31 protein-coding genes, 1 tRNA gene and 1 other RNA gene are annotated in these 24,523 nt (G+C 69.6%); 28 read left to right on the top strand and 5 right to left on the bottom strand.

The features are described 5' to 3' along the window. The first annotated feature begins 20 nt into the window (after positions 1 to 20). The 11 genes from ACQEVI_RS09980 (at position 21) to ACQEVI_RS09930 (ending at position 10,014) form a co-directional block, all read left to right on the top strand. Entirely contained in the window at positions 21 to 638 is a 618-nt protein-coding gene (locus ACQEVI_RS09980; RefSeq protein WP_432897645.1) for a DsbA family protein, read from the top strand. 52 nt (positions 639 to 690) lie between these two features. Further along, positions 691 to 1,620 carry an LLM class F420-dependent oxidoreductase gene (locus ACQEVI_RS09975; protein WP_432897642.1) on the top strand — a complete coding sequence of 310 codons (930 nt, stop codon included), beginning with the start codon at positions 691 to 693 and terminating at the stop codon, positions 1,618 to 1,620. Between the two features lie 85 nt (positions 1,621 to 1,705). Next, on the top strand, positions 1,706 to 2,569 hold the full coding sequence (locus ACQEVI_RS09970) for a serine aminopeptidase domain-containing protein (RefSeq protein WP_432897639.1): 864 nt from the start codon (positions 1,706 to 1,708) through the stop codon (positions 2,567 to 2,569). Between the two features lie 41 nt (positions 2,570 to 2,610). Beyond that, positions 2,611 to 3,873 (top strand): uracil-xanthine permease family protein, encoded by a 1,263-nt coding sequence (locus ACQEVI_RS09965; protein ID WP_432897636.1) that lies wholly within the window; start codon positions 2,611 to 2,613, stop codon positions 3,871 to 3,873. A gap of 95 nt (positions 3,874 to 3,968) precedes the next feature. Then, a complete protein-coding gene (locus ACQEVI_RS09960) occupies positions 3,969 to 4,679 on the top strand; it encodes a TetR family transcriptional regulator (RefSeq protein ID WP_432897634.1) in 711 nt (236 codons plus the stop codon). A 70-nt stretch (positions 4,680 to 4,749) separates the two neighbouring features. Next, on the top strand, positions 4,750 to 5,739 hold the full coding sequence (locus ACQEVI_RS09955) for an ABC transporter ATP-binding protein (protein ID WP_432897631.1): 990 nt from the start codon (positions 4,750 to 4,752) through the stop codon (positions 5,737 to 5,739). Further along, positions 5,736 to 7,397: an ABC transporter permease gene (locus tag ACQEVI_RS09950; RefSeq protein WP_432897628.1), complete on the top strand. Its 1,662-nt coding sequence runs from the start codon at positions 5,736 to 5,738 to the stop codon at positions 7,395 to 7,397. The genes ACQEVI_RS09955 and ACQEVI_RS09950 overlap by 4 nt, the downstream gene beginning before the upstream one ends. A gap of 134 nt (positions 7,398 to 7,531) precedes the next feature. Beyond that, positions 7,532 to 7,828: a type II toxin-antitoxin system VapB family antitoxin gene (locus tag ACQEVI_RS09945; protein WP_129786236.1), complete on the top strand. Its 297-nt coding sequence runs from the start codon at positions 7,532 to 7,534 to the stop codon at positions 7,826 to 7,828. A 19-nt stretch (positions 7,829 to 7,847) separates the two neighbouring features. Beyond that, positions 7,848 to 8,543, top strand: coding sequence for a LytR C-terminal domain-containing protein (locus ACQEVI_RS09940; RefSeq protein WP_432897624.1), 696 nt, complete (start codon positions 7,848 to 7,850; stop codon positions 8,541 to 8,543). Between the two features lie 23 nt (positions 8,544 to 8,566). Further along, on the top strand, positions 8,567 to 9,190 hold the full coding sequence (locus tag ACQEVI_RS09935; RefSeq protein WP_432897621.1) for a hypothetical protein: 624 nt from the start codon (positions 8,567 to 8,569) through the stop codon (positions 9,188 to 9,190). A gap of 71 nt (positions 9,191 to 9,261) precedes the next feature. Next, positions 9,262 to 10,014 (top strand): YcnI family copper-binding membrane protein, encoded by a 753-nt coding sequence (locus ACQEVI_RS09930; protein ID WP_432897618.1) that lies wholly within the window; start codon positions 9,262 to 9,264, stop codon positions 10,012 to 10,014. 136 nt (positions 10,015 to 10,150) lie between these two features. On the opposite strand, the gene ACQEVI_RS09925 is transcribed toward ACQEVI_RS09930, so the two are convergent. Beyond that, the gene (locus ACQEVI_RS09925) at positions 10,151 to 10,759 is read right to left on the bottom strand and encodes an endonuclease/exonuclease/phosphatase family protein (protein WP_432897615.1); all 609 of its coding nucleotides are present in this window, start codon (positions 10,757 to 10,759) and stop codon (positions 10,151 to 10,153) included. Between the two features lie 61 nt (positions 10,760 to 10,820). Beyond that, positions 10,821 to 11,264 (bottom strand): DoxX family protein, encoded by a 444-nt coding sequence (locus tag ACQEVI_RS09920; protein ID WP_432897612.1) that lies wholly within the window; start codon positions 11,262 to 11,264, stop codon positions 10,821 to 10,823. Between the two features lie 140 nt (positions 11,265 to 11,404). On the opposite strand from ACQEVI_RS09920, the gene ACQEVI_RS09915 reads away from it, so the two are divergent. Further along, entirely contained in the window at positions 11,405 to 11,917 is a 513-nt protein-coding gene (locus tag ACQEVI_RS09915) for a MarR family winged helix-turn-helix transcriptional regulator (protein WP_432897610.1), read from the top strand. Positions 11,918 to 11,966: 49 nt separating this feature from the next. Then, complete coding sequence (locus ACQEVI_RS09910) at positions 11,967 to 12,338, top strand: DUF6221 family protein (RefSeq protein ID WP_432897607.1); 372 nt, start codon at positions 11,967 to 11,969, stop codon at positions 12,336 to 12,338. 265 nt (positions 12,339 to 12,603) lie between these two features. On the opposite strand, the gene ACQEVI_RS09905 is transcribed toward ACQEVI_RS09910, so the two are convergent. Next, a complete protein-coding gene (locus tag ACQEVI_RS09905; RefSeq protein ID WP_432897604.1) occupies positions 12,604 to 13,005 on the bottom strand; it encodes a helix-turn-helix domain-containing protein in 402 nt (133 codons plus the stop codon). Positions 13,006 to 13,144: 139 nt separating this feature from the next. Here ACQEVI_RS09905 and ACQEVI_RS09900 point away from each other — a divergent pair, with 139 nt between their 5' ends. From ACQEVI_RS09900 to ACQEVI_RS09850, 11 genes are all read left to right on the top strand, one after another. Then, a complete protein-coding gene (locus ACQEVI_RS09900; protein WP_432897601.1) occupies positions 13,145 to 13,375 on the top strand; it encodes a hypothetical protein in 231 nt (76 codons plus the stop codon). Positions 13,376 to 13,377: 2 nt separating this feature from the next. Then, the gene (locus tag ACQEVI_RS09895) at positions 13,378 to 13,908 is read left to right on the top strand and encodes a DUF6879 family protein (RefSeq protein WP_432897598.1); all 531 of its coding nucleotides are present in this window, start codon (positions 13,378 to 13,380) and stop codon (positions 13,906 to 13,908) included. Beyond that, complete coding sequence (locus ACQEVI_RS09890) at positions 13,874 to 14,764, top strand: helix-turn-helix domain-containing protein (protein ID WP_432897595.1); 891 nt, start codon at positions 13,874 to 13,876, stop codon at positions 14,762 to 14,764. Before ACQEVI_RS09895 ends, ACQEVI_RS09890 begins: the two co-directional genes overlap by 35 nt. A gap of 45 nt (positions 14,765 to 14,809) precedes the next feature. Next, on the top strand, positions 14,810 to 15,628 hold the full coding sequence (locus ACQEVI_RS09885; protein WP_432897592.1) for an HAD family hydrolase: 819 nt from the start codon (positions 14,810 to 14,812) through the stop codon (positions 15,626 to 15,628). Between the two features lie 143 nt (positions 15,629 to 15,771). Continuing rightward, positions 15,772 to 16,158 carry a DUF6941 family protein gene (locus ACQEVI_RS09880; protein ID WP_432897589.1) on the top strand — a complete coding sequence of 129 codons (387 nt, stop codon included), beginning with the start codon at positions 15,772 to 15,774 and terminating at the stop codon, positions 16,156 to 16,158. A 2-nt stretch (positions 16,159 to 16,160) separates the two neighbouring features. Next, complete coding sequence (locus tag ACQEVI_RS09875; RefSeq protein WP_432897586.1) at positions 16,161 to 16,418, top strand: DUF4258 domain-containing protein; 258 nt, start codon at positions 16,161 to 16,163, stop codon at positions 16,416 to 16,418. Further along, on the top strand, positions 16,396 to 16,719 hold the full coding sequence (locus ACQEVI_RS09870) for a DUF2283 domain-containing protein (RefSeq protein WP_432897584.1): 324 nt from the start codon (positions 16,396 to 16,398) through the stop codon (positions 16,717 to 16,719). The genes ACQEVI_RS09875 and ACQEVI_RS09870 overlap by 23 nt, the downstream gene beginning before the upstream one ends. A 354-nt stretch (positions 16,720 to 17,073) precedes the next feature. Further along, positions 17,074 to 17,370 carry a hypothetical protein gene (locus ACQEVI_RS09865; RefSeq protein WP_432897582.1) on the top strand — a complete coding sequence of 99 codons (297 nt, stop codon included), beginning with the start codon at positions 17,074 to 17,076 and terminating at the stop codon, positions 17,368 to 17,370. 198 nt (positions 17,371 to 17,568) lie between these two features. Further along, positions 17,569 to 17,775 (top strand): hypothetical protein, encoded by a 207-nt coding sequence (locus ACQEVI_RS09860; protein ID WP_432897579.1) that lies wholly within the window; start codon positions 17,569 to 17,571, stop codon positions 17,773 to 17,775. A gap of 160 nt (positions 17,776 to 17,935) precedes the next feature. Then, a complete protein-coding gene (locus tag ACQEVI_RS09855) occupies positions 17,936 to 18,421 on the top strand; it encodes a hypothetical protein (protein WP_432897576.1) in 486 nt (161 codons plus the stop codon). A gap of 385 nt (positions 18,422 to 18,806) precedes the next feature. Then, on the top strand, positions 18,807 to 19,625 hold the full coding sequence (locus ACQEVI_RS09850) for a tyrosine-type recombinase/integrase (RefSeq protein WP_432897573.1): 819 nt from the start codon (positions 18,807 to 18,809) through the stop codon (positions 19,623 to 19,625). Positions 19,626 to 19,719: 94 nt separating this feature from the next. Here the strand turns inward: ACQEVI_RS09850 and ACQEVI_RS09845 are convergent. Then, positions 19,720 to 19,804, bottom strand: a tRNA-Ser gene (locus ACQEVI_RS09845). 171 nt (positions 19,805 to 19,975) lie between these two features. Here ACQEVI_RS09845 and ffs point away from each other — a divergent pair. Beyond that, positions 19,976 to 20,072, top strand: an RNA gene (gene ffs / locus ACQEVI_RS09840) — signal recognition particle sRNA small type. Positions 20,073 to 20,144: 72 nt separating this feature from the next. On the opposite strand, the gene ACQEVI_RS09835 is transcribed toward ffs, so the two are convergent. Next, positions 20,145 to 21,311: an IS1249 family transposase gene (locus ACQEVI_RS09835; RefSeq protein ID WP_432897570.1), complete on the bottom strand. Its 1,167-nt coding sequence runs from the start codon at positions 21,309 to 21,311 to the stop codon at positions 20,145 to 20,147. A gap of 436 nt (positions 21,312 to 21,747) precedes the next feature. Here ACQEVI_RS09835 and ACQEVI_RS09830 point away from each other — a divergent pair, with 436 nt between their 5' ends. From ACQEVI_RS09830 to ACQEVI_RS09820, 3 genes are read left to right on the top strand one after another with little or no spacing between them, the layout of a single operon-like run. Beyond that, entirely contained in the window at positions 21,748 to 22,635 is an 888-nt protein-coding gene (locus ACQEVI_RS09830; protein ID WP_432897567.1) for a MetQ/NlpA family ABC transporter substrate-binding protein, read from the top strand. Further along, entirely contained in the window at positions 22,635 to 23,852 is a 1,218-nt protein-coding gene (locus ACQEVI_RS09825) for a methionine ABC transporter ATP-binding protein (RefSeq protein WP_432897564.1), read from the top strand. The genes ACQEVI_RS09830 and ACQEVI_RS09825 overlap by 1 nt, the downstream gene beginning before the upstream one ends. Next, positions 23,849 to 24,505 carry a methionine ABC transporter permease gene (locus ACQEVI_RS09820; protein ID WP_432897560.1) on the top strand — a complete coding sequence of 219 codons (657 nt, stop codon included), beginning with the start codon at positions 23,849 to 23,851 and terminating at the stop codon, positions 24,503 to 24,505. The genes ACQEVI_RS09825 and ACQEVI_RS09820 overlap by 4 nt, the downstream gene beginning before the upstream one ends. The last annotated feature ends 18 nt before the right edge of the window (positions 24,506 to 24,523 follow it).

Raw genomic sequence — 24,523 nt, 5'->3', positions numbered from 1 at the left:
AGTGAGCGTAGTCTGCAGCGGTGACCGAGAACGCTGCCAAGCCCGTCGTCGACGTCTACGTCGACCCCATGTGCCCCTTCGCCTGGATCACGTCGCGCTGGGCCCTCGAGGTCGCGCAGCTCCGCGACGTCGACCTGACCTTCAAGCTGATGAGCCTGTACCTGCTGAACAAGGACCGGGACATCGACGACGAGTACCGGGCACGCATCGAGCGGTCGCGCGGCATCGGCCGCATCGCCGCGGCCGTCCAGGCCGACCACGGCCCCGAGGCGTTCTCCGCCTTCTACACCGCCGCGGGCACCCGGATCCACAACCAGCAGAACAAGGACTTCGACGCCGTGGCGGTCGAGGCGCTCGCCGAGGCCGGCCTGCCCGCCGATCTCGCCGGCGCTGCGACGTCCACCGACCACGACGCGGCGCTCGCGGCCTCCCACGAGGCCGGCATGAAGCCCGTCGGCGACGACGTCGGCACGCCCACCATCCACGTCGACGGCGTCGCGTTCTTCGGCCCGGTGCTCACGCGCATCCCGCGCGGCGAGGAGGCGGCCGCCCTGTTCGACGCCTCCGTGACGCTCGCCCGCTACCCGTACTTCTACGAGGTCAAGCGCTCCCGCACGACGGGCCCCGCCTTCGGCTGACCACCTTGGTCGCTCGCAGCCGACGTCGGTGGGGCGTGGCATCGTTGAGGTCATGACTCTTGACCTGCGTATCTTCACCGAGCCCCAGCAGGGCGCGACGTACGACGACCAGCTCGCTGTCGCCCGGGCGACCGAGCGCCTCGGGTTCAGCGCGTTCTTCCGGTCCGACCACTACCTCGCCATGGGCGACGGCGACGGCCTGCCCGGCCCCACCGACTCCTGGATCACGCTCGCGGGCCTCGCCCGTGACACCTCCACCGTGCGGCTCGGCACGCTGGTGTCCTCGGCGACGTTCCGCCACCCCGGCGTCCTCGCCATCCAGGTGGCGCAGGTGGACCAGATGTCCGGCGGCCGCGTCGAGCTGGGCCTCGGCACCGGCTGGTTCGGGGCCGAGCACAGCGCCTACGGCATCCCGTTCCCCGACAAGCGGTTCGGCATTCTCGAGGAGCAGCTCGCGGTGATCACCGGCCTGTGGGGCACCCCGGCGGGGGAGAAGTTCTCGTTCTCCGGCGAGCACTACGAGATCGTCGACTCACCGGCCCTGCCGAAGCCCCAGCAGTCCAGGATCCCCGTGCTCATCGGTGGCGGCGGTCCGCGCCGGACACCCGCCCTCGCGGCGAGGTACGGCGACGAGTACAACCAGTCCTTCCCGGAGATCGATGCGATCGGACCACGCATCGAGGTCATCAACAAGGCGCTGGCCGACGCCGGGCGTGCGCCCGGGTCGCTGGTCCAGTCCGTCGCGCTGGTCGCCGTCGTCGGCCAGGACGAGGCCGAGTTCACCAGGCGTGCGGCGGCGATCGGCCGCGAGCCCGCGGAGCTGCGCGAGCACGGCATCGCCGGGACGGTCACGGAGGTCGTGGACCGGCTCAAGGCCCTGGAGGCCGCGGGGGTCCAGCGCGTCTACCTCCAGATCCTGGACCTCGCCGACCTGGACCACCTCGACCTGATCGCCCGCGAGGTGCGCCCGCAGCTCGGCTGAGATTCACACCTAGCGCAGGCCGGGTGAAGAGATTCTTCCTATGGTCGTGTCGGCCGTGCTTGCCGCGACACACATCGGAGAACTCATGCAGAGCTTTTCTCGTGCCGTCCGAGCCGCTCTCGCGGCGACCACGCTCGTCGCAGGAACACTCGTAGCGCTGCCGTCCGCCGTCGCCGGCGACAGCTATCAGCGCGGACCCGACCCGACGGTGGAGAGCATCGAGGCGGCGCGGGGCACCTTCGAGATCGGGACGGCAGTCGTCGCCCGTGCCGCCGCCGAGGGCTTCGGCGGCGGCACGGTGTACTACCCCGTCGACACGTCCGAGGGCACCTTCGGCGCGGTGGCGGTGTCGCCGGGCTACCGGTCCTCGCAGGCCGCCGTCGCCTGGCTGGGTCCGCGGCTCGCGTCGCAGGGTTTCGTGGTGATCACCATCGACACGCTGCGCCCGGCCGACTCGCCCGACCGGCGCGGTGACCAGCTCCTCGCCGCGCTGGACCACCTGCAGCGCACGGAGCTCGCCGACCGGATCGACCCCGGCCGGCTCGCCGTGATGGGCCACTCGATGGGCGGGGGCGGCAGCCTGGAGGCCGCCAAGGACCACCCGGCGCTGCAGGCCGCGATTCCCCTGACGCCGTGGAACACCGACAAGTCCTTTCCCGAGGTCACCACGCCGACCCTGATCATCGGCGCCGAGGACGACACCATCGCGCGAGTGCGGTCGCACTCGGAGCGGTTCTACGAGTCGCTGCCGGCGGACGGCGACAAGGCGTACCTGGAGCTGCGTGACGCCTCGCACTCCGTGCCCACGGCCGACAGCACGACCATCGCCAGGTACAGCCTGTCCTGGCTCAAGCGTTACGTGGACGACGACGAGCGGTACGCGCAGTTCCTCTGCCCGCCTCCGGTCCCGGACGAGCTGATCGGCGAGTACCGCAGTACCTGCCGCTAAGATCCGCGCGACACTCCCGTTGCGAGACCAAGGACAACAACATGCGACTCGGCTGGAAGCTGCACGGGGACGGCGCCCGCATCACGCCCGGTGAGGTGGTCGCCCCCGACGAGCGGCTGAGCTGGCCGCGCACCATCGGGATCGGCCTGCAGCACATCGTCGCGATGTTCGGCGCCACGTTCCTGGTGCCGGTCCTGACGAAGTTCGACCCGGCGACCACGCTGTTCTTCTCGGCGATCGGCACCATCGCCTTCCTGCTGATCACCGGCAACAAGCTGCCGAGCTACCTCGGGTCCAGCTTCGCGTTCATCGCGCCGATCGCGGCGGCGACCGCGTCCGGCGGGCAGTCGGTGGCGCTCGGTGGCATCGTTGCCACGGGCGTGCTGCTGGCGCTCGTCGGTGTGGTGGTGCACTTCGCGGGGCCGCGCTGGATCCAGATCGCGATGCCGCCCGTGGTGACGGGCGTGATCGTGGCCCTGATCGGCCTCAACCTGGCGCCAGTGGCGTGGCAGAACTTCAAGGCTTCCCCGGTGACCGCGGTGATCACCCTCGCCTCGATCCTCGTGATCCAGGTCCTGTTCCGTGGCCTCGTCGGCCGCCTGGCGATCCTGCTCGGCGTCGTCATCGGGTACGCCGTCGCCACGGTGCGCGGCGAGGTCGACTTCTCGGACGTGGGAGACGCAGCCTGGGTCGGCCTGCCGCACTTCGTCGCGCCGTCGTTCGACCCGAACGTGCTCGGCCTGTTCCTCCCGGTGGTGCTGGTCCTCGTCGCCGAGAACGTCGGGCACGTGAAGTCGGTGGCCGCGATGACCGGCCGCAACTACGACCAGCTGACCGGGCGAGCGCTCCTGGCCGACGGCGTCGCCACCACCCTCGCCGGCCTCGGTGGCGGCTCGGGCACCACGACGTACGCGGAGAACATCGGCGTCATGGCGGCGTCCCGGGTGTACTCCACGGCGGCGTACTGGGTCGCCGCGTTCGGCGCGCTGGTGCTCAGCCTCTCGCCGAAGTTCGGCGCCCTGATCGCGAGCGTCCCCGACGGCGTCCTCGGCGGGGTCACGACCATGCTCTACGGCATGATCGGCATCCTGGGAGCGCGCATCTGGGTGCAGGCCAAGGTCAACTTCTCCGACCCGGTCAACCTGGCGACGGCCGCCGTGTCGCTCGTCATCGGTATCGCGGGCTTCACCTGGACAGCAGGCGACCTGGAGTTCGGCGCCATCGCCCTCGGCACCGCCGCTGCCCTGGTGATCTACCACGTCATGGGCGCCATCGGCCGCTGGCGAGGCACCGCCCAGGGCTGACCCCGCGGGTCGCAGGCGCACGGACCACACCCGGTGATCCGTGCGCCTGACTCATGTCTGGACACCGGGCTGAACGCGTGGCTAGCATGTTGAACATGCGTTCAGCCAAGGCTGGAGAAGCGGGCAGCGGAGAGACGCGCACGAGCGACCTCACCGCACGCGCCCGGATCCGCGACGCCGCGATCAACCGGTTCGCGGTGGAGGGCTTCGGCGCCTCGGTGCGCGCCATCGCGTCCGACGCCGGCGTGAGCGCCGGCCTCGTGATGCACCACTTCGGATCGAAGGACAAGCTGCGCGCCGAGTGCGACGCGCACCTGCTGGCCACGATCGGCAGGCTCAAGCGCGAGAACGTCGCCGAGGCCGCCGCGGGCCACAGCTTCTTCCACAAGTTCGCGGCCGTCGAGGAGAACGCGCCCATCGTCGGGTACGTCCTGCGGTCCATGCAGGACGGCAGCGCGCTCGCCCAGGACTTCATCGGCCACATGGTCGACGACGCGGTGGGCTACACCGAGGACGGCGTAGCGGCGGGCGTGATCGTGCCCAGCCGGGACGAGGTAGCGCGGGCCCGCTACCTCACCCTCTCGTCGCTGGGCGCGCTGCTGCTCGAGGTGACGCTCAACCCGCCGTCGGACCCGAGCGACCTCGCTGGGATCGTCCGCGGCTACTTCGCGAACAGCTACCTGCCGATGATGGAGCTGTTCACCGAAGGCTTCCTCACGTCTCGCCGCATGCTCGACGACTACCTCCTGTATGTATCGGACCCGCCGTCGCGGAACGAGGCCGCGCCCACGCCTGCACCAGGCTGACCGGTACCGCCGGCCGAACGAGCGCTGCCCTGCTACGTCCCACACCCCGACGTCAGAGAGCGAACGAGCCATGACCGCGTCACCAGCGATAGAGATCCACGACCTGCACAAGTCCTTCGGCCGGGTCCAGGCCCTCGACGGCCTGGACCTGACCGTCCAGCCCGGCGAGGTCGCCGGGTTCCTCGGCCCCAACGGCGCCGGCAAGTCCACCGCCATCCGCGTCCTGCTCGGACTGCTGCGCGCGGACTCCGGCGCGGCTCGCCTGTTCGGCGGCGACGCGTGGCGTGACGCCGTCACGCTGCACCAGCGCCTCGCCTACGTGCCGGGCGACGTCAGCCTGTGGCCCAACCTGACGGGCGGCGAGGCCATCGACTTCCTCGGTCGGCTGCGCGGCAAGGTGGACAAGAAGCGCAAGGCCGACCTGCTCGAGCGCTTCGAGCTCGACCCCACCAAGAAAGCGCGCACCTACTCCAAGGGCAACCGGCAGAAGGTCGCGCTCGTGGCGGCGTTCTCCATGGACGTCGACCTGCTGATCCTCGACGAGCCGACGTCGGGCCTCGACCCGCTCATGGAGGCGGTGTTCACGGACTACGTGCGCGAGACCGCCACAACGGGCACGTCCGTGCTGCTCAGCAGCCACATCCTGCACGAGGTCGAGAAGGTCTGCGACACCGTGACGATCATCCGCAACGGGGTGTCCGTGGAGTCCGGCACGCTCGACGACCTACGGCACCTGACCCGGTCCAACGTGACAGCAGTGGTCTCGGGCGACCCGTCCGGCGTCAGCGAGCTCGCCGGTGTGCACAACCTCGTCGCCGCCCCGGCCGACGGCGGCACGCGCGTCACCTTCGACGTCGACAACGCCCAGGTGGGCCCCGCCATGTCGCAGCTGACCGCGCTCGGGCTGCACAGCCTCACCGCCGCGCCGCCCTCCCTGGAGGAGCTCTTCATGCGGCACTACGGCGACGCGCTGCCCGGCGCGACGAGCGGTGGCGGTGCGGACGACGGGGACAGCGGGCCCGTGGCACAGGCGGTTCGCGGCGCAGCAGGTGCCCGGTGACCGCCGTCGCGGCGGTGTCCGCCGTTCCGCGTACGTCGTTCGGGTCGACGCTGACGGGGACCGGGCGACTGGTCCGGTTCATGCTGCGTCGCGACCGCGTGCGGCTGAGCGTGTGGACCCTGTCCGTCGTGGCCTTCTACGCCTACTTCGCCGTTGCGCTGGACGCGATGGGCCCCCAGGCGCTCGCCGCACGGGCGCTCGTCATGGAGACACCGGCCGGCATCGTCATGGGCGGCCCCGGCTACGGCATCGAGGACTACACGGTGGGCGTCGCCATCGCCAACGAAGGCATCACCTGGGTGGTCCTGGCCCTCGGGATCATGAGTGTGCTGCACGTCGTGCGGCACACCCGCGCAGAGGAGGAGAGCGGCCGGTCGGAGCTGGTCCGTGCGGCTCCAGTGGGACGGCACGCACCGGCGGTGGCGGCGATCATCACGCTGTTCGTGGTCAACGCGATCATCGCCGTCGCCTCGGCGCTCGCCCTGTACGGCGCGAGCGGGGAGTCGATGCCGCTCGCGGACTCCTTCGGCCTCACCGTCGGATCCGGTCTGGCCGCAATGGTGTTCGGCGCGGTCGCCGTGGTGGCGTGCCAGGTCAGCGAGCACAGCCGGGGTGCGACGGGTATCGGCCTCGCCGCGTACGGCCTGGCTCTGGTGCTCCGCTCCGCCGGTGACATCCAGGAGCGCCACGGCAGCCTGCTGTCGTGGTTCTCACCGATCGGGTGGGCGCAGCAGATGCGGGCCTTCGTGGACCTGCGCTGGTGGCCGGCTGCCCTGTCGGTCGTGGCGATCGTGCTGCTCCTCGCTCTTGCGGCGTCTCTCGCCTCGCGACGCGACTTCGGTGGTGGCCTCGTCGCCACCCGCGGCGGCCGTCCGCAGGCCCGGGCCGGCCTCCGGAGCCCTGTCGCGCTGGTCTGGCGGCAGCAGCGGTCGGCCTTCGCGTGGACCGCGCTCGGGATGGGGCTGATGTGGTACGCCAGCGGCACCCTGCTGCCCGAGATCCTGGAGATGGGCGTCTCCGGCGCAGCTGACAACGAGATGTTCCAGGCGGTGTTCGGCGGCTCCGATCCATCGGTGTTCCGCGACGGGTTCCTGGGCGCCATGATGCTGTTCGCTGCCCTGGCCTGCGCCGCGTACGCGATCGTGATGGCAGGGCGCGCCAGGGCCGAGGAAGTCGCAGGCCGGGCCGAGGTGGTCCTCGCGCTGTCGGTGTCGCGTACGCGGTGGTTGGGCGCGCACCTCGCCGTCGTGGGGCTGAGCACGGTGGCCCTCGTGGCAGTGAGCGTCTATGCGATGTGGGCGGGCGCCGTCCAGGTCGGCATGGACGAACCAGGGCTCGCGGCGTACACCGACGTGTTCTGGACGTACTCGGTGGCGCTGCTGGTGTTCCTGGGCCTCTCCGCCGCGCTGTACGCGTGGGTGCCGCGCCTGACGTCGGCCGCGTGGCTGCTGCTCGTGTACACGTTCGTGGTCGGGATGTTCGGCGCGATCTTCGACCTGCCCGAGGGGGCCGAGGCGATCTCGCCGTTCTACTGGCTCCCCGCCGGGTTCGGTGCGGCACCGGAGGCGGCGAACATGGTGGGCCTTGCGGCCGTGACTGCGGCCCTGCTCGCCCTGGCGTTCGTCGGGTTCCGGCAGCGTGACCTGCAGAGCAGCTGACCTGTCGGGCGGGGTGTGCGGCTGTCTTCCGTACACTCCGTCCGGTAGGGTTCGACGCGCCGTCCGGTGTCAGCAGGCAGGTTCTCACCGCCGCTCCCGGACCGTGCTCCGCCGAGTCCAGTGAGGATGGACCGATGATCTTCAAGGCCGTAGGTGACGGCCGCCCGTACCCCGAGCACGGGCGCTCGCGCACACGTGACTGGGTAGACGTGCCGCCACGCCAGGTGCGGCTCGACGAGCTCGTGACCACCAAGCGCACGCTCGACCTCGATACGCTGCTCGCCGAGGACTCCACGTTCTACGGTGACCTGTTCGCGCACGTCGTCGAGTACGAGGGCACCCTGTATCTCGAGGACGGCCTGCACCGCGCGGTGCGCGCCGCCCTGCAACAACGTCCAGTACTGCACGCTCGCGTGCTCATCATCCGCTGACCTCAGGTAGGTTCGAAGAGTGACATCCCCCGGGTTGGACCAGGCGCGCGTGGAGCGTCGTCGCCGAGAGCACGAGCGCCAGGCAGTGGTCTTCGGCGTGCTCATCGCGTTCCTGGCGGTCTGCGGCATCTTCGCGCTCGCGGTCTACTCGGGCGCCATCAGCTCGCCGTTCAACCGTCCGTTCAACACGGTGGGCGTGGCGCAGCAGGAGACCTACCCGGTGCCGTGCCTGCCCGCGGTGGAGGGCCAGCCGGACGGCGCCCTGCCGGTCGCGTACTCGGACATCAAGGTCAAGGTGCTGAACGCCTCGGGTGAGGGCCCCGGCGGCATCGGTCAGACCGGCCTCGGGGGCGCGTACGGGAACGCGCTCACGGACCGGGGCTTCGAGGTCAGCGAGGTGACCAACGCCGTCGAGAACGTCACGTACTCCGAGCTGCGGTTCGGCAAGGGCGGAATCGTCGCGGCATACACCGTTGCGGCGCACTTTCCGGATGTCCGGCTCGTCCTCGACGATCGCAAGAGCAAGGACCGTACGGTCGATCTGCTGATCGGATCCGAGTTCGAGCCCCCTCTGGACCTTGCTGACGTCAGCATCTCGGCGGACGTACCGCTGACCAACGCCGAGGGATGTGTGCCGACGGCGGAGATCGACCCGCAGCCCAGGATCGGCGAGCGCGAGTCCAGCGACGACGAGTCGGCCACGCCTGCTCGCTGACCGAGCGGGCTAGGGTCCTTGCCGTGCTGAACCCGTCCTCAGGCGCCGTGGGCCTCGGCCGTGCGCTCCTGTGGACCGTGGTCGTCCTCGCCCTGGCGCTGACCGCGCACTTCGAGGCGGGCGGCCACCTCCCGCCCGCCGAGCTGATCACCCTGCTCGGCGCCCTGCTGCTGGTCGTGTCCACGCTGGCCGTGCGGCGCCAGGTCCGCTGGCCGGGCGGTCTCGCCCTCGCGGGCCTCGGGCAGTACGCCCTGCACCAGATCCTCTCGTTCCTCGGCGGTGCATGCGCACCGTCCACGCTGCCCGACGTCGCAGCGCATACCCACCTGGCCGGCTCGCTCACCGGGCCGCTCGCGCACGGGCCGTGTGTCGGGGCCGCGCCCACGGGGATGGGACCGGGGATGCTCGCCTGGCACGCCCTGGCGACCATCGTGTCCGTCGGACTGCTCGTGGGTGTGGAGCGCGGCGTCTGGCTGCTCGCATCGTGGCTCGTCCGGCCGCTCTCGGTGGCGCCGCCCCGGTTGCCGGTGGCCCGCCCGGCCCCGCTGCCGGAAATCCCGGAGCGGCCCGGTGTGCTCGTGGACGTGCACGTGGCGCCGGAGCGCGGGCCGCCCTCGTCGGCCCGGTTGACGTACCTCGCGGCCTGACGGTGTCGGCCGGGTGGTGCGTCGCCGCGCGCCCTGCTCATGCCACCACCGCACTCCGAAGGAACAAGAACATGACTCGCTTCAGCCTGCCCGCCCGCCGCGCCCTCGCGGCAGTCCCCGCAACCGCCGTCCTGGTGCTGCTGCCCACCGTGGCTTACGCCCACGTGACGGTGAACCCCGACACGACCGCCGCCGAGAGCTATGCGAGCCTCACGTTCCGCGTGCCGACGGAGTCGGACGACGCGTCGACCGAGAAGCTCGTGGTGGACCTGCCGACCGACACCCCGTTCCTCAGCGTCACGCCGCGTTCGCTGCCCGGCTGGGACGTGGAGGTCGAGGTGCGGCCCCTCGACGAGCCGTTCGAGGTCGAGGGTGCGACGGTCGACGAGGCACCGGCGCGGATCACGTGGACCGCCGAGAAGGGCAACGAGGTTCCGCCGCACGAGTACCAGGAGTTCGCCGTCCGGGTCGGGGCGCTGCCGGAGGAGGGCACCGAGATCGTGCTCCCCGCCCACCAGACGTACACCGACGGCACCGTCGTCGACTGGGACGACCTCGTCACCGACGACGGCAAGGAGCCGGAGGCCCCCGCACCCGTGTTCACGACGACCGCCGCGGAGGCGGAGGGCGGGCACCACGGGACGGCGTCGGACGACGTCCCGGGTGAGGCCTCTGGTGAGGCCGGCGGCGACGCCTCCGGTGAGGCCGCCGTCGCGGACGACGCCCCGGTCGTGGACCCCGTGGGCCGCTGGCTCGGCGTGGCCGGGATCGTCGTCGGCGCGGCGGGCCTCGGTGCGGCGCTGTTCACGCGCCGCCGTGCCTAGTCCCTGCTGACTGCAGACTTGGTCGCCCCTCGGATTGGGTGAGTGCAGACTCTGTTGCGGATAGCAGCCCTCATACCGCACTGAAGTCTGCACTCGCCGAGTCGGGAGGCGACCAAGTCTGCACTCGCCGTCGCCGTCAGAGCTTCAGCAGCGCCTGGACCGGGGTGTGGTCGCTGGGGTAGCGGTCGTCCCGGGTCCATGTGTTGATCGCCGCCGAGCGGACCTCGATGCCGGGAGTGGCCAGGATCCAGTCGATGCGCGCGCCGTCGGGGTTCGGCGTCCCGTAGTTGGGGAACGTGCCCGCGTACGGGGTGAGCTGCCGGTCGGCGGCGAGCCAGGTGTCCTGGAGGCCGCCCTCGGTGACCAGGACGTCGTACGCCGCCGAGCCCCCGGCCGCCGCGTTGCAGTCGGCGGTGAAGACGACGGGGAGGTCGGTCTCCGCGATCTGGTCGCGGACGACCTGGGCGCTGCGCACGCGCGCGTTCTCCGCCTGGTGGTCGAAGTGCGAGTTGATGTGCAGGAAGTCGCGGCCGGTCACGCTGTCGTGCAGCTCGGCCCAGGTGACGATCCGGGTGACCGTGTTGCCCCAGGTGGCGGAGCCGATGACCTTCGGGGTGTCGGACAGCCAGAACTGGTCCCACCACTTCACGGTCAGGCGTCGCGCGTCGTAGAAGATCGCCGAGTACTCGCCGGCCGCACCGCCGTCGCGGCCAGTGCGGTCGAGGCGCCGAGGGCGCCCGCTCACCCGACCAGACGGAGGTGAGCACGTCCACAACGCCATGTGACGGGCCGGCGAACGGCGAGGCTCAGGCCGCCGACGTCGCCTGCGTGCGTCGGGCCGTCACCGCCCGCCCGACCAGGTGGTCCACGCTCCAGGCGCCGGGTCCCGTAGCCGCCAGGAGGAGCGCGCCGGCGCCGAGCGCGGCCACCAGCTCGAAGCCGCCCTGATCGACGAACACGCCGTTGCCGAGGTGGACGAGCACGAGTGCTCCGAGCATGTTCAGGACCACCAGGATCCCGGCGATCGAGGTCGCGGCGCCGAGGATCAGCGCGGCGCCGCCGAGGAGCTCGACCACTGCCGCGAACAGGGCGGCGGCCTGGGGCACGGGGATACCCATGCCGGCGAAGGATTCGCTGGTCCCGGCGATCCCGTACGTGAAGAACTTCTGGGCACCGTGCGCGACGAGCACCACCCCGATCGCTACGCGGGCGACGAGTACTGCGAGGTCCTTGGTCCACTGAAAGTTCATGGGCATCTCCCTGTGCTTGTGCTGGCTTGCTGGCTGATGAGCAACGGGGCTGGGGGTGAATCAAGTTGACGCTTCAACTTTCGTGGCACGCTAGCATGCGCTGAGTTGAAGCTTCAACCGTCCCGTGGGAACCTGACGGCGTGGACGACACCCGATGGCTCGACCGCGGTCAGATGGCGGCGTGGGTCCGGTTCGTAGCGGTGCTCGAGCTGGTCCCCGGGGTGCTCGACAGCCAGCTGCGCCACGACTCCGGCGTCACGCACTTCGAGTACTTCGTCATGGCCGTGCTGTCGGAGACGCCCGGCGGGACCATGCGGATGACCGAGCTGGCCGGCGCGACGAGCGCGACGCCGTCGCGGCTCTCGCACGTGGTGGCGCGCCTGGAGGGCCGGGGGTACGTCGAGCGCTCGCCGTGTCCCGACAACGCCCGGGCCACCAATGCGCGGCTCACCGAGGGTGGCCGGGAGAAGATGCGGGCCGCCGCGCCGGGCCACGTGGCCGCCGTCCGGCGGCACGTGATCGACGTGCTCACGCCGGAGCAGGTCACGCAGCTCACGGCGATCAGCGACGCGATCCTGGGGAGCGTCGCTCCGGTCGGGCCGATGGCGGAGAGCTACCGGCGCTACGACGAGCCCGGTGAGGAATCGTCCTGAGGAGACGATGACGGCTCCGGGGTCGGGTCCGCGTGGAAGGATCGGCGGCATGACCATCACCGAGTTCCTGACTGCACGACTGGATGAGGACGAGTCGATCGCACGAGCGGCCGACAGCGCCTCTTCGCACCCCGGCGAGGCTCATGACGAGCCTGCGGCGGCCGCCCCGTCCCTTCCGGAGCAGCGGCGGCACATCGACCGCTGGAGTCCGACTCAGATCCTCGTCGACATCGCGGCCAAGCGGACCATCGTGGAGACGTACGAGGAGCTCGGTCGGGTCCTGGCCAAGGCGTTGGACAGCGGAAGCGCGGACGAAGTCGCGGTTACCAGGAACCTGTTCGCCGGACTCCAGGTCGCAGTCCTGGCCCACGCCATGGTGTTCGCCGACCACCCGGACTACCGCGCGGAATGGCGGTCGTGACGTAGTCGACCGTCTGGGAAGCGACCTCCGCCGGACATGAAGAAGGGCCCGGAACCGTGGAATTCCAACGGTTCCGGGCCCTTGCGCACTGCGGAGGATGGGGGATTCGAACCCCCTTCGGGGTGCAGGTCAGAGGTTTGCGCCGCAGAATCTTGCCGTTTCTGGTCACCCTAGATCACGCTGAATCAGCCGTGATTGGGTCGAGGTGTGCCCATCTCGTGCCCACGATCATCGTCGAGGCCGCGCTCGGCGCGACTGGCGCGGATCATGCGCTCCAGCTCGGGAATGGACAGCCCGGTCGGGGTGTACGCCTGACGGGCGGCCTCCTCGACGGGAGGGAGTCACGGACGCGGCGGGCCTCCAGGACCATGAAGCCGACGTCGTCGATCGCGGTGCGGGTCACGTATGGCGCCGCTATCGGCTTTGCGGGTACGCGTGGCTTTGCGGGTACGCGGCGCAACTGCTTCTCGATGTATCGCTCGACGGCGGCCACAGGCACGCGCAGCTTGGGCCGCTTGGCACCTTTGCGGCGGATGTCGAGGGTCGGCAGGAGGCCGTCCGAGGTGAGGCTGTACACGTGGTCGTCGGAGCAGCCGAGGGACTCGGCGTCATCGGCGACGGTCACGTACCGGGCAAGGGTGCCGACGGAGGCGGGCAGCGGGGTCATTTCGGCGAACCCATGCCGATCCGCGACCGGCCGCCTTCCGATGGCCTGGTTCACACCCAGCCATTGACGGGGATCCGGGGCGCCGCAGACCATAGTGGGGCAATGTTCCCCCGATTCCGAGCAAGGATGAGGTACGAAGATGCGCGCACGATTCCTCGGCAAGGACCCTGAGTCGAACGAGGGCAACAGCCCGACCCTCTTCGCCACCGACCGCACCGACCGGGCGACGTACATCGCCCAGGGCTGGAAGGTGACCGACCCGCAGGTGCTGGCCGACGTCGGCGACGTCCCCGACCACGAGGCGATCATCGAGATCCCCGAGGACGTCATCAAGATGTGGGCCCGCCGGTACCAGGAGGGAACGCTCTGAGCGTGCAGCTGATCCCGCCCGGGCCTGAATTCGCCAGGATGCTCAAGGAGTTTGAGCACTCGGCGTTCCGGCTGGAGACCCGCGACAGTTACGCCGCGCCGAGCGAGGCGGCCGCGTTCGCGCAGTTCCTCGCCGGCGAGGAGCCTGACATGGGCTGGTTCCAGAACTGGCTCGCGTCGATCCGGACGACGACCGGCAACGGGCGTACCTTCCGGCGCGTGCGGGTCGTGACGGTGCCGCTGAGCGACTACGTCCGGTTCTCCGTGAATGTCGCCGAGCTGGCCAACGAGGCGGGCGAGGACATCCGGTACGTTGCACGGCAGGACGCCGCTGGGCTACCCGAGTTCGACTACTGGCTGTTCGACTCGCGGACCGTCGGCAAGATGCACTTCGATGACGAGGACGAGTTCCTCGGCGTCGAGCTGATCGACGACCCGACCACCGTGGTCGAGTTGAACTACCAGCGCGATGCTGCCTGGCACCGCGCGATCACGAGAGATGACTTTGCCGCGAAGCACATCGACAAGCTCTGATCTCAACGACGCTCGCGACGCCCTCGCGGGGCGTCTGCGCGAGCTACGGCGAGCTGCGGGCCTGACTGGCCTGCAGCTCGCCACGTCGCTGTCCTGGCAGCCGTCCAAGGTCTCCAAGATCGAGCACTCCAAGCAGACGCCGTCGGATGCCGACATCCGGGCATGGTGCCGGGCAGCCGGCGCCGAGCAGGAAACCGAAGGTCTGCTCGTTGCGCTGCACACGCTCGAAACCCGGTACGCGGAGTGGCAGCGGCAGTTCCGCGCGGGCGTCGCGACGGTCCAGACGCAGACGGCTCGGCGTGAGGAGTCGACGGACCTGCTGCGCATCTTCGAGCCGACGTTCGTGCCCGGCCTGCTGCAGACACCGGAGTACGCCCGGCACCGCTTCGCCGAGGTCACGCACAAGTTCGGCCATCGCCAGGACGCCGACGCCGCGGTGGCCGAGCGCATGCGCCGGCAGGAGGTCTTGTACCGGCCGGGCAAGCGGTTCCACATGGTGGTGACCGAGGCGGTGCTGCACTATGCCCTGTGCCCGCTCGAGGTGATGCTGGGCCAGGTCGACCGGATGATCTCCCTGTCCATGCTACCGAGCGTCCGGCTCGGGATCATCCCGTTCGAGACGCGCTACACGATTGCACCGGCTCACGGGTTCTGGATTCACGACGCCGACCTCGTCCAGGTCGAGACCTTCTCAGCCGGCCTCAACCTGGCGCAGCCTGGCGAGGTCGAGCTCTACACCAAGGTGTTCGAAACGCTCGCCCTCGACGCCGACTATGACCGGAAGGCGCGCACGCTTCTGACCCGGACCGCCGAGACAATCTCCGACCGGCTCGAAGTTGAGGCCGAGCAATCTTGAGCAATCTTCTCGCCACCTCAGATCTGCGGCAATAATCTCCACCGCATGACCTCAGCCACCCCCCAGCAGACCGCAAGCGCTCTGCACCTCACCGCACCGGCTCTCGTAGCCTGCGACATCGATGGCACTCTGCTCAACACGGGGGAACTACCCACGGCCGCCGCGCGCGCGGCGGTCGAGCGGGTCCGCGCGGCCGGGCACCACGTCGTCCTGGCGACGGGCCGCTCCCTGGTCGGCGCATTGGACGCCGCCGCCGAGCTTGGGCTCGACGACGCGTGGATCGTGGCCAGCAACGGCGCCGTCACCGCCCACCTGGTGGGCGGCGAGTACGAGATCACCGACCTGCACACCATCGAGCCCGAGCCGGTCATACGCGTGGCTGTGGAGTCCATGCCCGGCATCAGAGTCGCGGCCGAGGTGGTGGGCGTCGGGTACCGCGTGAACACCCCGTTCCCCGACGGCGAGCTCCCTGGGGAGCAGCGCAGCGTCCGCGTGCTCGAAGAGCTGTGGGCGGGACCGACGCCGCGGCTCGCGATCTATGGGCCGGCCGCCTTCGGGCTCGTGCCAGTGCTGCGCGCCATGAGCCTGACGGCGATCGCCACTCGGCCCGACTGGGTGGACGTCACCCCGCCTGCCCTGTCAAAGGCGACCGCGCTGGACAAGGTGCGCCGCCAGCTCGGCGTCGAGTTCCACGCGACGGTCGCGATCGGCGACGGCGAGAACGATCTGGAGATGCTGCGGTGGGCGTCTCGGTCCGTCGCCATGGGCCACGCGTCGGAGCGCGTCCTCGCCGCGGCGGACACCGTCACCGGCACGATCGACGACGACGGCGCCGCGGCGGCCTTGCTGTCACTGCTGGGCTGACTACAGCCGGTGGATGCCAGACAGGGGCCCGCTACTTCCATGGCGCGCGATGAGGTTGGTCGGTAACGTCTATCTGAACCAAACACCCTGGAGGTCATGGGGATGCTCACGCAGCCCGTATCGCTGCCGGATACGCTCCGGCCATGATCGAACTCGACTACGCCTTCCTTGCGGACTATGCCCGGGTGGAAGGTGGCAAGCTCACGGCGGTTGGTGCGAGTTACACGCACACCAAGACCCCCGGCCTGCCAGCAGCTCACCTGGTGTGCGTGGCCGGGCGCATCAGGGTCAGCGAGGACGTGCACACTGTTGACCTGGGTGCGAGATTCAGCGCACCCCGGGACATGGTGGTCATGGACATCTCCGGAACGCTCGACGCGGACGGGGGTATCCCGTACGAGGGAAGAAAGGGCGTTCTCTTTGCGTTCCAGATGCAGGTCGGGCTTCCGGTCCCCGGCCTGTACACGGTCGATCTCTCGCTCGATGGCAAGCACGTGCGCACACTCAAGTTCGATGTGTCGGTCTTGTAGTGATGGGTGCCCGGTTGACGAAGCACTGCCGCGATCGCATGGCTCAGAGGGGTGTCGACGAGGAGTCGATCCGTGCTACGTTGGACGGCCCTGATCGGAAGGTGCCGGACCCTGGGGAAGGGAGCATGCTCTTCTTGAAGGCGTTCGGAGATCGAACCTTGAAAGTATGGGTTGTGTGGCCACCACGTAACCCGAAGGCAATGATCGTCAAGTCCACGGCATGGAAGGGAGAGCGCGATGCAGACCAGCATCAGGGTTGATATCGACTCCGAGGCGGATGCCGCATACGTCACCTTGTCCGACAAGCCGGTCGCCGAGTCGGCTCAACTCAAGGGTGGAGTCGTCGTCGACCTGGACGACATGGGCGTGGCGGTTGGGATTGAGTTTCTCGACCTCGGCGCCCCGATCGACTACGACGTGCTGACAACGCGGTTTCACGTCCATTCCGAGGTCATTGACCTTCTCAAGACCATCCGTCCTAGCGTTGGAGGCTGGGTGGCAACGATCACCTCGGCCCCCGATACGACGACGTCGCCGGACCAGACCCTGGTCTCGGCCTGAGGTATGACGAAAGCCCCCCACCTTGTCGAGGTGGGGGGCTTCTTCGACCACTTGGCAGTTGTCGCGGCCAGGCTACTCCGCGCGACTGACAAGCCGGAGGATGTCCGTCTGGCGAACCGTGCCCTGCCGCCCGGACTGGTGGCCGACGGTGTACGACGGCACGCCCGCCTTGCTCTGCGGGATGGCCGCGCCGATCGTGACCTCGGCGCCGCGGAGGCTCTGCTGTCGCTGCTGGGCTGAGGTCCGCCGGCGGACGTGTGGACGTCTCCTGCGCGTCAACGTCAGTGGTCGCGCGTAGCGTTTCACCCAAGGACCTACGCACTCCAGATGCGCGGGCAGGAGAAAGGCAAGCCGATGGCTAAGAAGCACTACGTCGTCGAGGGCGAGGGCGACGACCGCCACCTCGCGAGCGTGAAGGGGGCCGAATTCGCCTCCAACGGCACGAAGGTCCTCCGGATCGTGATGGCCAACGGCGACGAGCACCTGATCAACTTCGGCTCCCTCGAGGGCGCTCGGTTCCTCAAGGACGGCGTGCTGGTCATCAGCACGTCGGCGATCGACGGGGTCGGGCTGCGGTCATACCGCGACTGGTCCTACTACGAGGAGGTGCCGTACAAGGTGCCTGTGCCGGCGCGGGTTCACGCCTTCTGATCTACCCCACGTTGCCGAGGTTGGGCTGTTCGCGGTTTCTCCGGCGGATGAGTCCAGCCTCGGCGACACCCAGCAGCGCATTGCCTCGGACGCGCGTGGGGGCGGGCGCGGCACAAACGGTGATGGCGACGGCGTGATGCGTTCATTCACCCCCGGTGTGCCTGGCTCGACGCTCGTCGGCGCGCAAGGATGCACGGCATGAGCGATGAGCAGGAGAACACGAGCTGGCTGCACCAGATCAACGGTCTGATCGCCGTCGGAGGGATCGCCGTACTCATCGCGTTCCTGCCTGCCTTTGGTGGCGGCGAGGTCCGGGCGCTACCCCTGCTGATCGGGGTCATGCTGATCATCGGGGGCGTCATCGTGAACGCGATCAAATCGCGCCCCCAGTCGCCCACAGAGTAGACACCTGCTTCAGTGAAGCGGGTGCGCAGTTTGTGGAGATGCCCTCTATTTGGCGGGCTGGCGCGGCTCGCTACCTTCGGCGAGCGAGCGTAGCGCGAGTCGATGGAGCAGCCAGTGAGCAAGGCGGTGTATCAACTGCCGTTCTGACGGCATCGACCCGATGCTCTCGGCAGCGGGTGACCCGCCGGTCGAGGTGCTGCCTGGGGTCGAGTTGCTGCCCGTCGAGGCGATGGAATGGTTCGCGGGACAGGCGTGGATTCTCGGTGACGGGTCAGTCACCACGAACGATGGCTCGAATGGCGGAGTGGGCGCAGCTCGAACGGAACGCACGAACCGCCTCAAGGCTGTCTACCTGGTCGACATGCTCGAAAGGCTTCGTGCCAGGTTGGCGGAGGCGAAGGCTGGCATCCTCCCCCCGGGGTTTCCGGATGCTGAGAGGCTGGACCATCTCGATGTCACCGGCCCCACCGACGCCGAATTCCTCGCGGAGCAGACTGAGCTGAACATCAAGAAGTACGAGCGCGACCTCTACCATGCGCTGACCGCTATGGGTCAGGCGCGCTCTGGGCTCCGGGCGACGGCTCCGCCCTCCCCGCTGCCCGATGTCCTTGCGGCACCGCTGGAAGTGCTCGGCGGAGACGTCTAGCCATGGCCACCACCGAGGCGTACGAGGTCAAGACCGGCAAGACGCGGGACGGCCGGCCGAAGTGCGAGTCGCGCTACATGGCGCGGTTCCGTGACCCGGTCACCCGGAAGTCGACGAAGAAGCGCGGCTTCACGCGCAGGGAGGACGCCAAGGCGTACGGCAAGGAGGTCGAGGTCTCCAAGCGTGCCGGTACCTATGTCGCGGAGTCGGCCGCCCGGGTAACGATCGGCGAGCTCGGCCCGGCATGGCTCGAGCGGAAGCGGCATCGCAAGCCCTCGACCTACCGCAGCCTGGAGATGGCCTGGCGCGTGCACGTTGAACCGAGGTGGGATGCGTGGCCGTGGGCGACGTTCCCACGACGGCGGTACAGGGGTGGGGCACAGGCATGTCTGTTGGGCGTGAGGCAACCGGCGCGGCCGCGAAGGACGTCGAGCCGGACGACGACGGCCGGCGATGGATCGAACGCCCGAAGTCGGCGACAGTCGTCAAGCGGGCCTACGGCATCCTGGCGAGCATCCTCGATGGCGCGGTGACCGACCGGCGTGTGCAAGCGAACCCGGCTCGCGGCGTGACGCTGCCCCGCAAGCCGCCGAAGGGCCGCACGTACCTCACGCACGAGCAGGTCCAGCAGCTCGCAGAGCAAGCGGGCAAGGTTGGGGATCAGTGCGAGACCCTGGTGTACGTGCTGGCCTACTGCGGGCTGCGGCGAGGCGAGGCGACCGGCCTGCGGGTGCGGAACCTGGACATGCTGCGGCGGCTGGCGGTCGAGGAGAACGCGGTCCAGGTCGGCAGTGTCGTCAAGGTCGGTTCCCCCAAGACGCACAAGCGGCGGTCGGTGCCGTTCCCGGGATTCGTCACGCTGCAACTGGCGAAGCGGTGCCAGGGCAAGGGGCGCGACGACATCGTGTTCCAGTCGCCGACCGAGCCGGGCCAGCACCTCAAGCGGTCGTCGTCGGCGACGGCGAAGAGCTGGTTCGCGCTGTCGGTGAAGCGGGCCGGCATCCCGCGCGTGACGCCCCACGACCTGCGGCACACCGCGGCGTCGCTCGCCGTGTCGGCCGGCGCGAACGTGAAGGCGGTGCAGCGCATGCTCGGGCACGCGTCGGCGGCCATGACGCTCGACGTGTACGCCGACCTGTTCGACGACGACCTCGACGCGGTAGCGGCGTCGCTGGATGCTGCTCGATCAGCCGCGGTTTCGTGAAGGTGTGCCCATTCTGCGCCCACGGGCCTCGCTCATGACATGACGAAGGGCCCGGAACCGTGGAATTCCAACGGTTCCGGGCCCTTGCGCACTGCGGAGGATGGGGGATTCGAACCCCCGAGGGCGTTAACCCAACACGCTTTCCAAGCGTGCGCCATAGGCCACTAGGCGAATCCTCCTCGCGCTCGCCGAGGCGGCGCGCGGCCACAGGACCGAAGTCTGGCGCGGCCTGTCGAGGATACCGGACGCCATGCTCGGACAACGAATCGGAGCGCGCGGCGCGGCTGTGAGGTGGCGTACAGCGGGTTCCGCCTGGTTGGGCCGGGGTGTCCGGATCGGTTAGGCTGGGGGCAGACCCCTCGTACGGCATCACCTCGCCGAACTCCCCCAGGGCCGGAAGGCAGCAAGGGTAAGTGAGCTCTGGTGGGTGTGCGGGGGGTCCTTTAGTGCCCGGGATGCAGCGGCTCATCCACCATGTGGAGGGTTAGCGGCAGAAATGTGTGTCTGTCCCCGGGCGTGTCATGAGTGGCCGGCCCAGCCTTTGCGGGCCCAGAGTCCTTCGTCGGCGCTGGTGTGGGTGTCGTAGCCGGTAGGCCCGTCGGGTTCGTCGATGACGGTGGTGGGCGTGGGTGGCTGCCAGTGGGCGGGCTGGATGAGGCTGGCGGGTGGGCGTGGGTTCTCGGAGTGCTGGTAGCACCACCACTCGATCGCGCGGCGGGCGTGGTGAGGGCTCATCCCGCGGTGATGACGCAGGACCAGGCGGAGCTGGGCGTTGATGCCGCCTTCGATCTTGTTCGTCGTGCTCGAGATGCCCAGTCCGTCGAACGCGGGGTCGAGGTAGGTGAACAGCACGTTCTTGCGGGCGAGCTTTGCCAGCAGGCGGTAGGCCTTGCGGAGCCGGTCGTGGGTGTACCACCAGGTCTGTCCGGGCCGAGTCCAGGACGGGACCGCGGCGGCGTGCACGGCGTGCCGGTAGGTGCGTTGCCGGGTCAGGTGCCCGTGCACCTGGTGCCAATCGTTGAGCCGGGTCAGCCACGTGGTCGCGGCGTCGCGGGTGGTGATCTTGGTCAGGGACAACGACAACGCGCGTAGCGTCCGTCCGGCATCGGTGCGGGGCTTCAGGGTGAGGTAGGTGCGCACGTTGCGCTGGACGTGGACCAGGCAGCGCTGGACCCGGGTGGTGGGCCAGCACTGGGCCACGGCGGCCAGGATCCCGGCCTGCCCGTCGGTGACCACGACCCTCGGGGCGGGGAGCCGTGCCAGGAGTGCGGCCCAAGCGGCTTGTTTCTCCCGGTCGCACCACTGCCACCCGATCACCTGCCCGCCCGTGATCGCGATCAGCGCGCACCAGCCAGAGCGCAGGTAGATCCCGTCGACCTGGACCTCGTCGTAGACCTGCCCCGTGACCGGGATCCTGGGCTCGATGTTCCAGCACCACGCGTGCTGGTCACGGAACGTGCGGCCGGTCCCGCCGCCCAGCACCCGCTGCGAGGCAGTGCCGGTCAGCCAGGCCACGAACGCCTCGGCCTGCGCACGGCGGGCCACGTCGGGCCGCGACCGGGTCGACGAGGACCCGCAGTCCGTGCACCGCCACCGGGTCTTTCCCGCGCTCGTGGTGCCGTTGCGCTTGACTCGTCCGCCGCATACCCGACAACCACGTCGAGGTCCAGCACCCTGTGCAGCCATGCCCCCAAGGGCATAACGAACCCCGATTTACGGCATCTGACCAGCCGCAAGACCCGGTCAGCGGACACACATCCATGCCGCTAACCCCATGTGGATGGTTTTCGTTCCGCATCGTGGGATTTACCCCGAGGCGATTCGCTTCGACGTCGTGCAGTGCCGCACGATGTCCGTATGACCCGCACCTGGACCGCAGCAACGACGTCGCGCACCTGTCGCGACGCCGTGTGTCGCGCTCATGTGCGCGGCGAGCGAATGTGCGAGCGCTGAGAGCGCCGCTCTGCCCCGCGGCCCGCTGAGGGCCGTTCGAACTCTTCCGAGCTCGCCACGTTGCTGATGGCCGTGGCCCGCCGTCTCACCTCGGCCTGCGTCAGACGCAGGCTCCACGCATCCTGAGCACAGGCATACCCGCGCCAGTGCGCCCTTGAGAGGACCACCCATGTCTCGCTTCACCTCTGTCCTGGCCACCGGCCTCGCTGCCGCCACCGCTCTCGCCCTGAGTGCCTGCGGCGCAGGGGACGACGCCACGGCCGCCGCCGGCACCGCCGAGGACCCGGTACGCATCGGCGTCGTCAACTCCGGCGACGACTACTGGAACACCTTCACCGACCTGGCCGAGGCGGAGGGCATCACGGTCGAGATCGTGAACTTCAGCGACTACCAGCTGCCCAACCAGGGCCTGACCGACGGTGACCTGGACCTCAACCAGTTCCAGCACCTGCAGTTCCTCGCGGGCTACAACACGGCGTCGGGGCAGGACCTCGCCCCGATCGGTGCGACCGCCGTCTACCCGCTGGGCCTGTACTCCCAGAAGCACGACAGCGTCGAGGCGATCCCCGACGGCGGCGAGATCGCCATCCCCAACGACGACACCAACCAGGCCCGGGCGCTGCTCGTGCTCCAGGAGGCCGGGCTCGTCGCCCTGCGTGACGGCGGCAGCGCGTTCTCCACGCCGGCCGACATCCTCGAGGACGAGTCGCGCGTGACGGTCACCCCGGTCGACGCCGCCCAGACGGCGCTCGCGCTGCAGGACGTCGACGCCTCGATCATCAACAACGACTTCGTCGGCGACGCCGACCTGACCGCCGAGGACGCGATCTTCTCGGACGACCCGGACTCGTCGGCGGCCGAGCCGTACATCAACGTGTGGGTGGCACGGGCGGCCGACGCCGACAACGAGGTGTTCCAGCAGCTCATCGAGATCTACCACTCCCCGGAGGTCGAGGAAGGTGTCCTCGAGGCCTCGGGCGGCACCGGTGTCATCAAGGACAACCCGGCCTCCGAGCTGCAGGAGATCCTGGCCGGCATCGAGGCGGACGCCTCCTGATGTCTGCCGTGACCGACGCTCCGACCAGCAGCATCGTGCGGTTCGAGGGCGCCTCCAAGGTGTTCCCGGCCCGCGGGCGAGGCGCGGAGGTGCGCGCCGTCTCGGACGTCACCCTCGATATCCGCGAGGGCGAGATCTTCGGCGTCATCGGTCAGTCGGGGGCCGGCAAGTCCACCCTGGTCCGGCTGATCAACGCGCTGGAGCGCACCACCGGGGGCGACGTCGTGGTCGACGGCGTCGCGCTCGGCGCCCTCAACGAGGCCCGGCTGCGCCCGGTGCGCGCCGGGATCGGGATGGTGTTCCAGCAGTTCAACCTGCTCGCCTCCCGGACCGTCGCGGGGAACGTCGCGTACCCGCTCGAGGTGGCCGGCTGGCCGCGCTCGCGGCGGGCGGCCCGGGTGGCCGAGCTGCTCGACTTCGTCGGTCTGGCGGAGAAGGCCGGCGTGCACCCGTCCGCGCTCTCGGGCGGGCAGAAGCAGCGCGTCGGCATCGCCCGGGCCCTCGCCACGAACCCGCGCATCCTGCTGGCGGACGAGGCGACATCGGCCCTCGACCCCGAGACCACGCGCGACGTGCTCGACCTGCTCCAGCGCGTCAACCGGGAGCTCGGCGTCACCGTGGTCGTGATCACGCACGAGATGGATGTCGTGCGCTCGATCTGTCACCGCGTGGCCGTGATGGATCGCGGGCGGGTCGTCGAGGTGGGGGAGGCGTACCAGGTGTTCAGCGCGCCCGCGCACGACGTGACCCGGCGGTTCGTCGCCACCGCGCTGCGTGACCGGCCGTCGCCGGAGGTGCTGGCGCGCCTGCGTACGCGGCACGCCGGGCACATCGTGACGGTGGGCGTGGACGAGGTAGCGGGCTCGTCGGCGGTGCTCACGCGCACGCTCCGTGAGCACGGCGTCGACGGGACCGTCGTCTTCGGTGGCATCACCGAGGTCGCGGAGCGGCCGTACGGGTCGCTGACCGTCGAGCTCGTCGGTGACACGGACGCCGTCGAGGCGGCTGTTTCGGCGCTGCGCGACGTCACCTGGGTGGACGACCACGGGACCGCCACGAGCCCGCGCGAGGTGACCACGGGCGTCGTCGTCCGACAGGAAGAAGTACCGGATACCGACCGGCGTGACGCACCAGTTCCGCGCGTGCCCGGGCATCTCCGGCTCGGTGGTGGGCCGTACGGCGGGCCGACCGGATTCACGGAAGGGAACGATCTGTGAGCTGGGACCAGCTGGCGCCGCTGCTCTGGGAGGCAGCCGGCCAGACCGCGTACATGGTGCTGATCACGCTGCTCGTGGGCGGTTTCCTCGGGTTAGCCCTCGGGCTCGGGCTGTACCTGACCCGACCGGGGAACCTGCTCGGCAACCGGTTCGTGTTCGCGGTGCTGAACCTCGCCGTCAACGTGGTGCGGCCCATACCGTTCATCATCTTCCTCGTGGCGCTCGGGCCGCTGACGCGCGCCGTCATCGGTTCGACGATCGGCATCGAGGCGTTCACCTTCGCCATGTGCTTCATGGCGACGTTCGTCTTCGCGCGGCTCGTGGAGCAGAACCTCGTCTCGATCGATCCGGGAGTGGTCGAGGCGGCCCGGGCCATGGGGGCCTCACCGTTCCGGATCGTTCGGACCGTCCTGGTGCCCGAGGCGCTCGCGCCCCTGATCCTCGGCTACACGTTCCTGTTCGTGGGCGTGCTCGACATGTCGGCGATCGGCGGGTACCTGGGTGCCGGTGGGCTCGGCGACTTCGCGATCGTCCAGGGTTACCGGCAGTACGACTGGGCGGTGACTGCTGTCGTCGTGGTGATCATCGTGGTGATCGTCCAGGCCGTGCAGTGGCTGGGGAACGGGCTGGCGCGGCGGGCGCTCAGGCGATGAGGCAGTGGCTGGTCCACG

Source organism: Promicromonospora sp. CA-289599, assembly GCF_050936155.1.
GTDB lineage: Bacteria > Actinomycetota > Actinomycetes > Actinomycetales > Cellulomonadaceae > Promicromonospora.
Note: the sequence above shows the minus strand (reverse complement) of the source record. Positions and strands in the feature narration are given on the sequence as shown.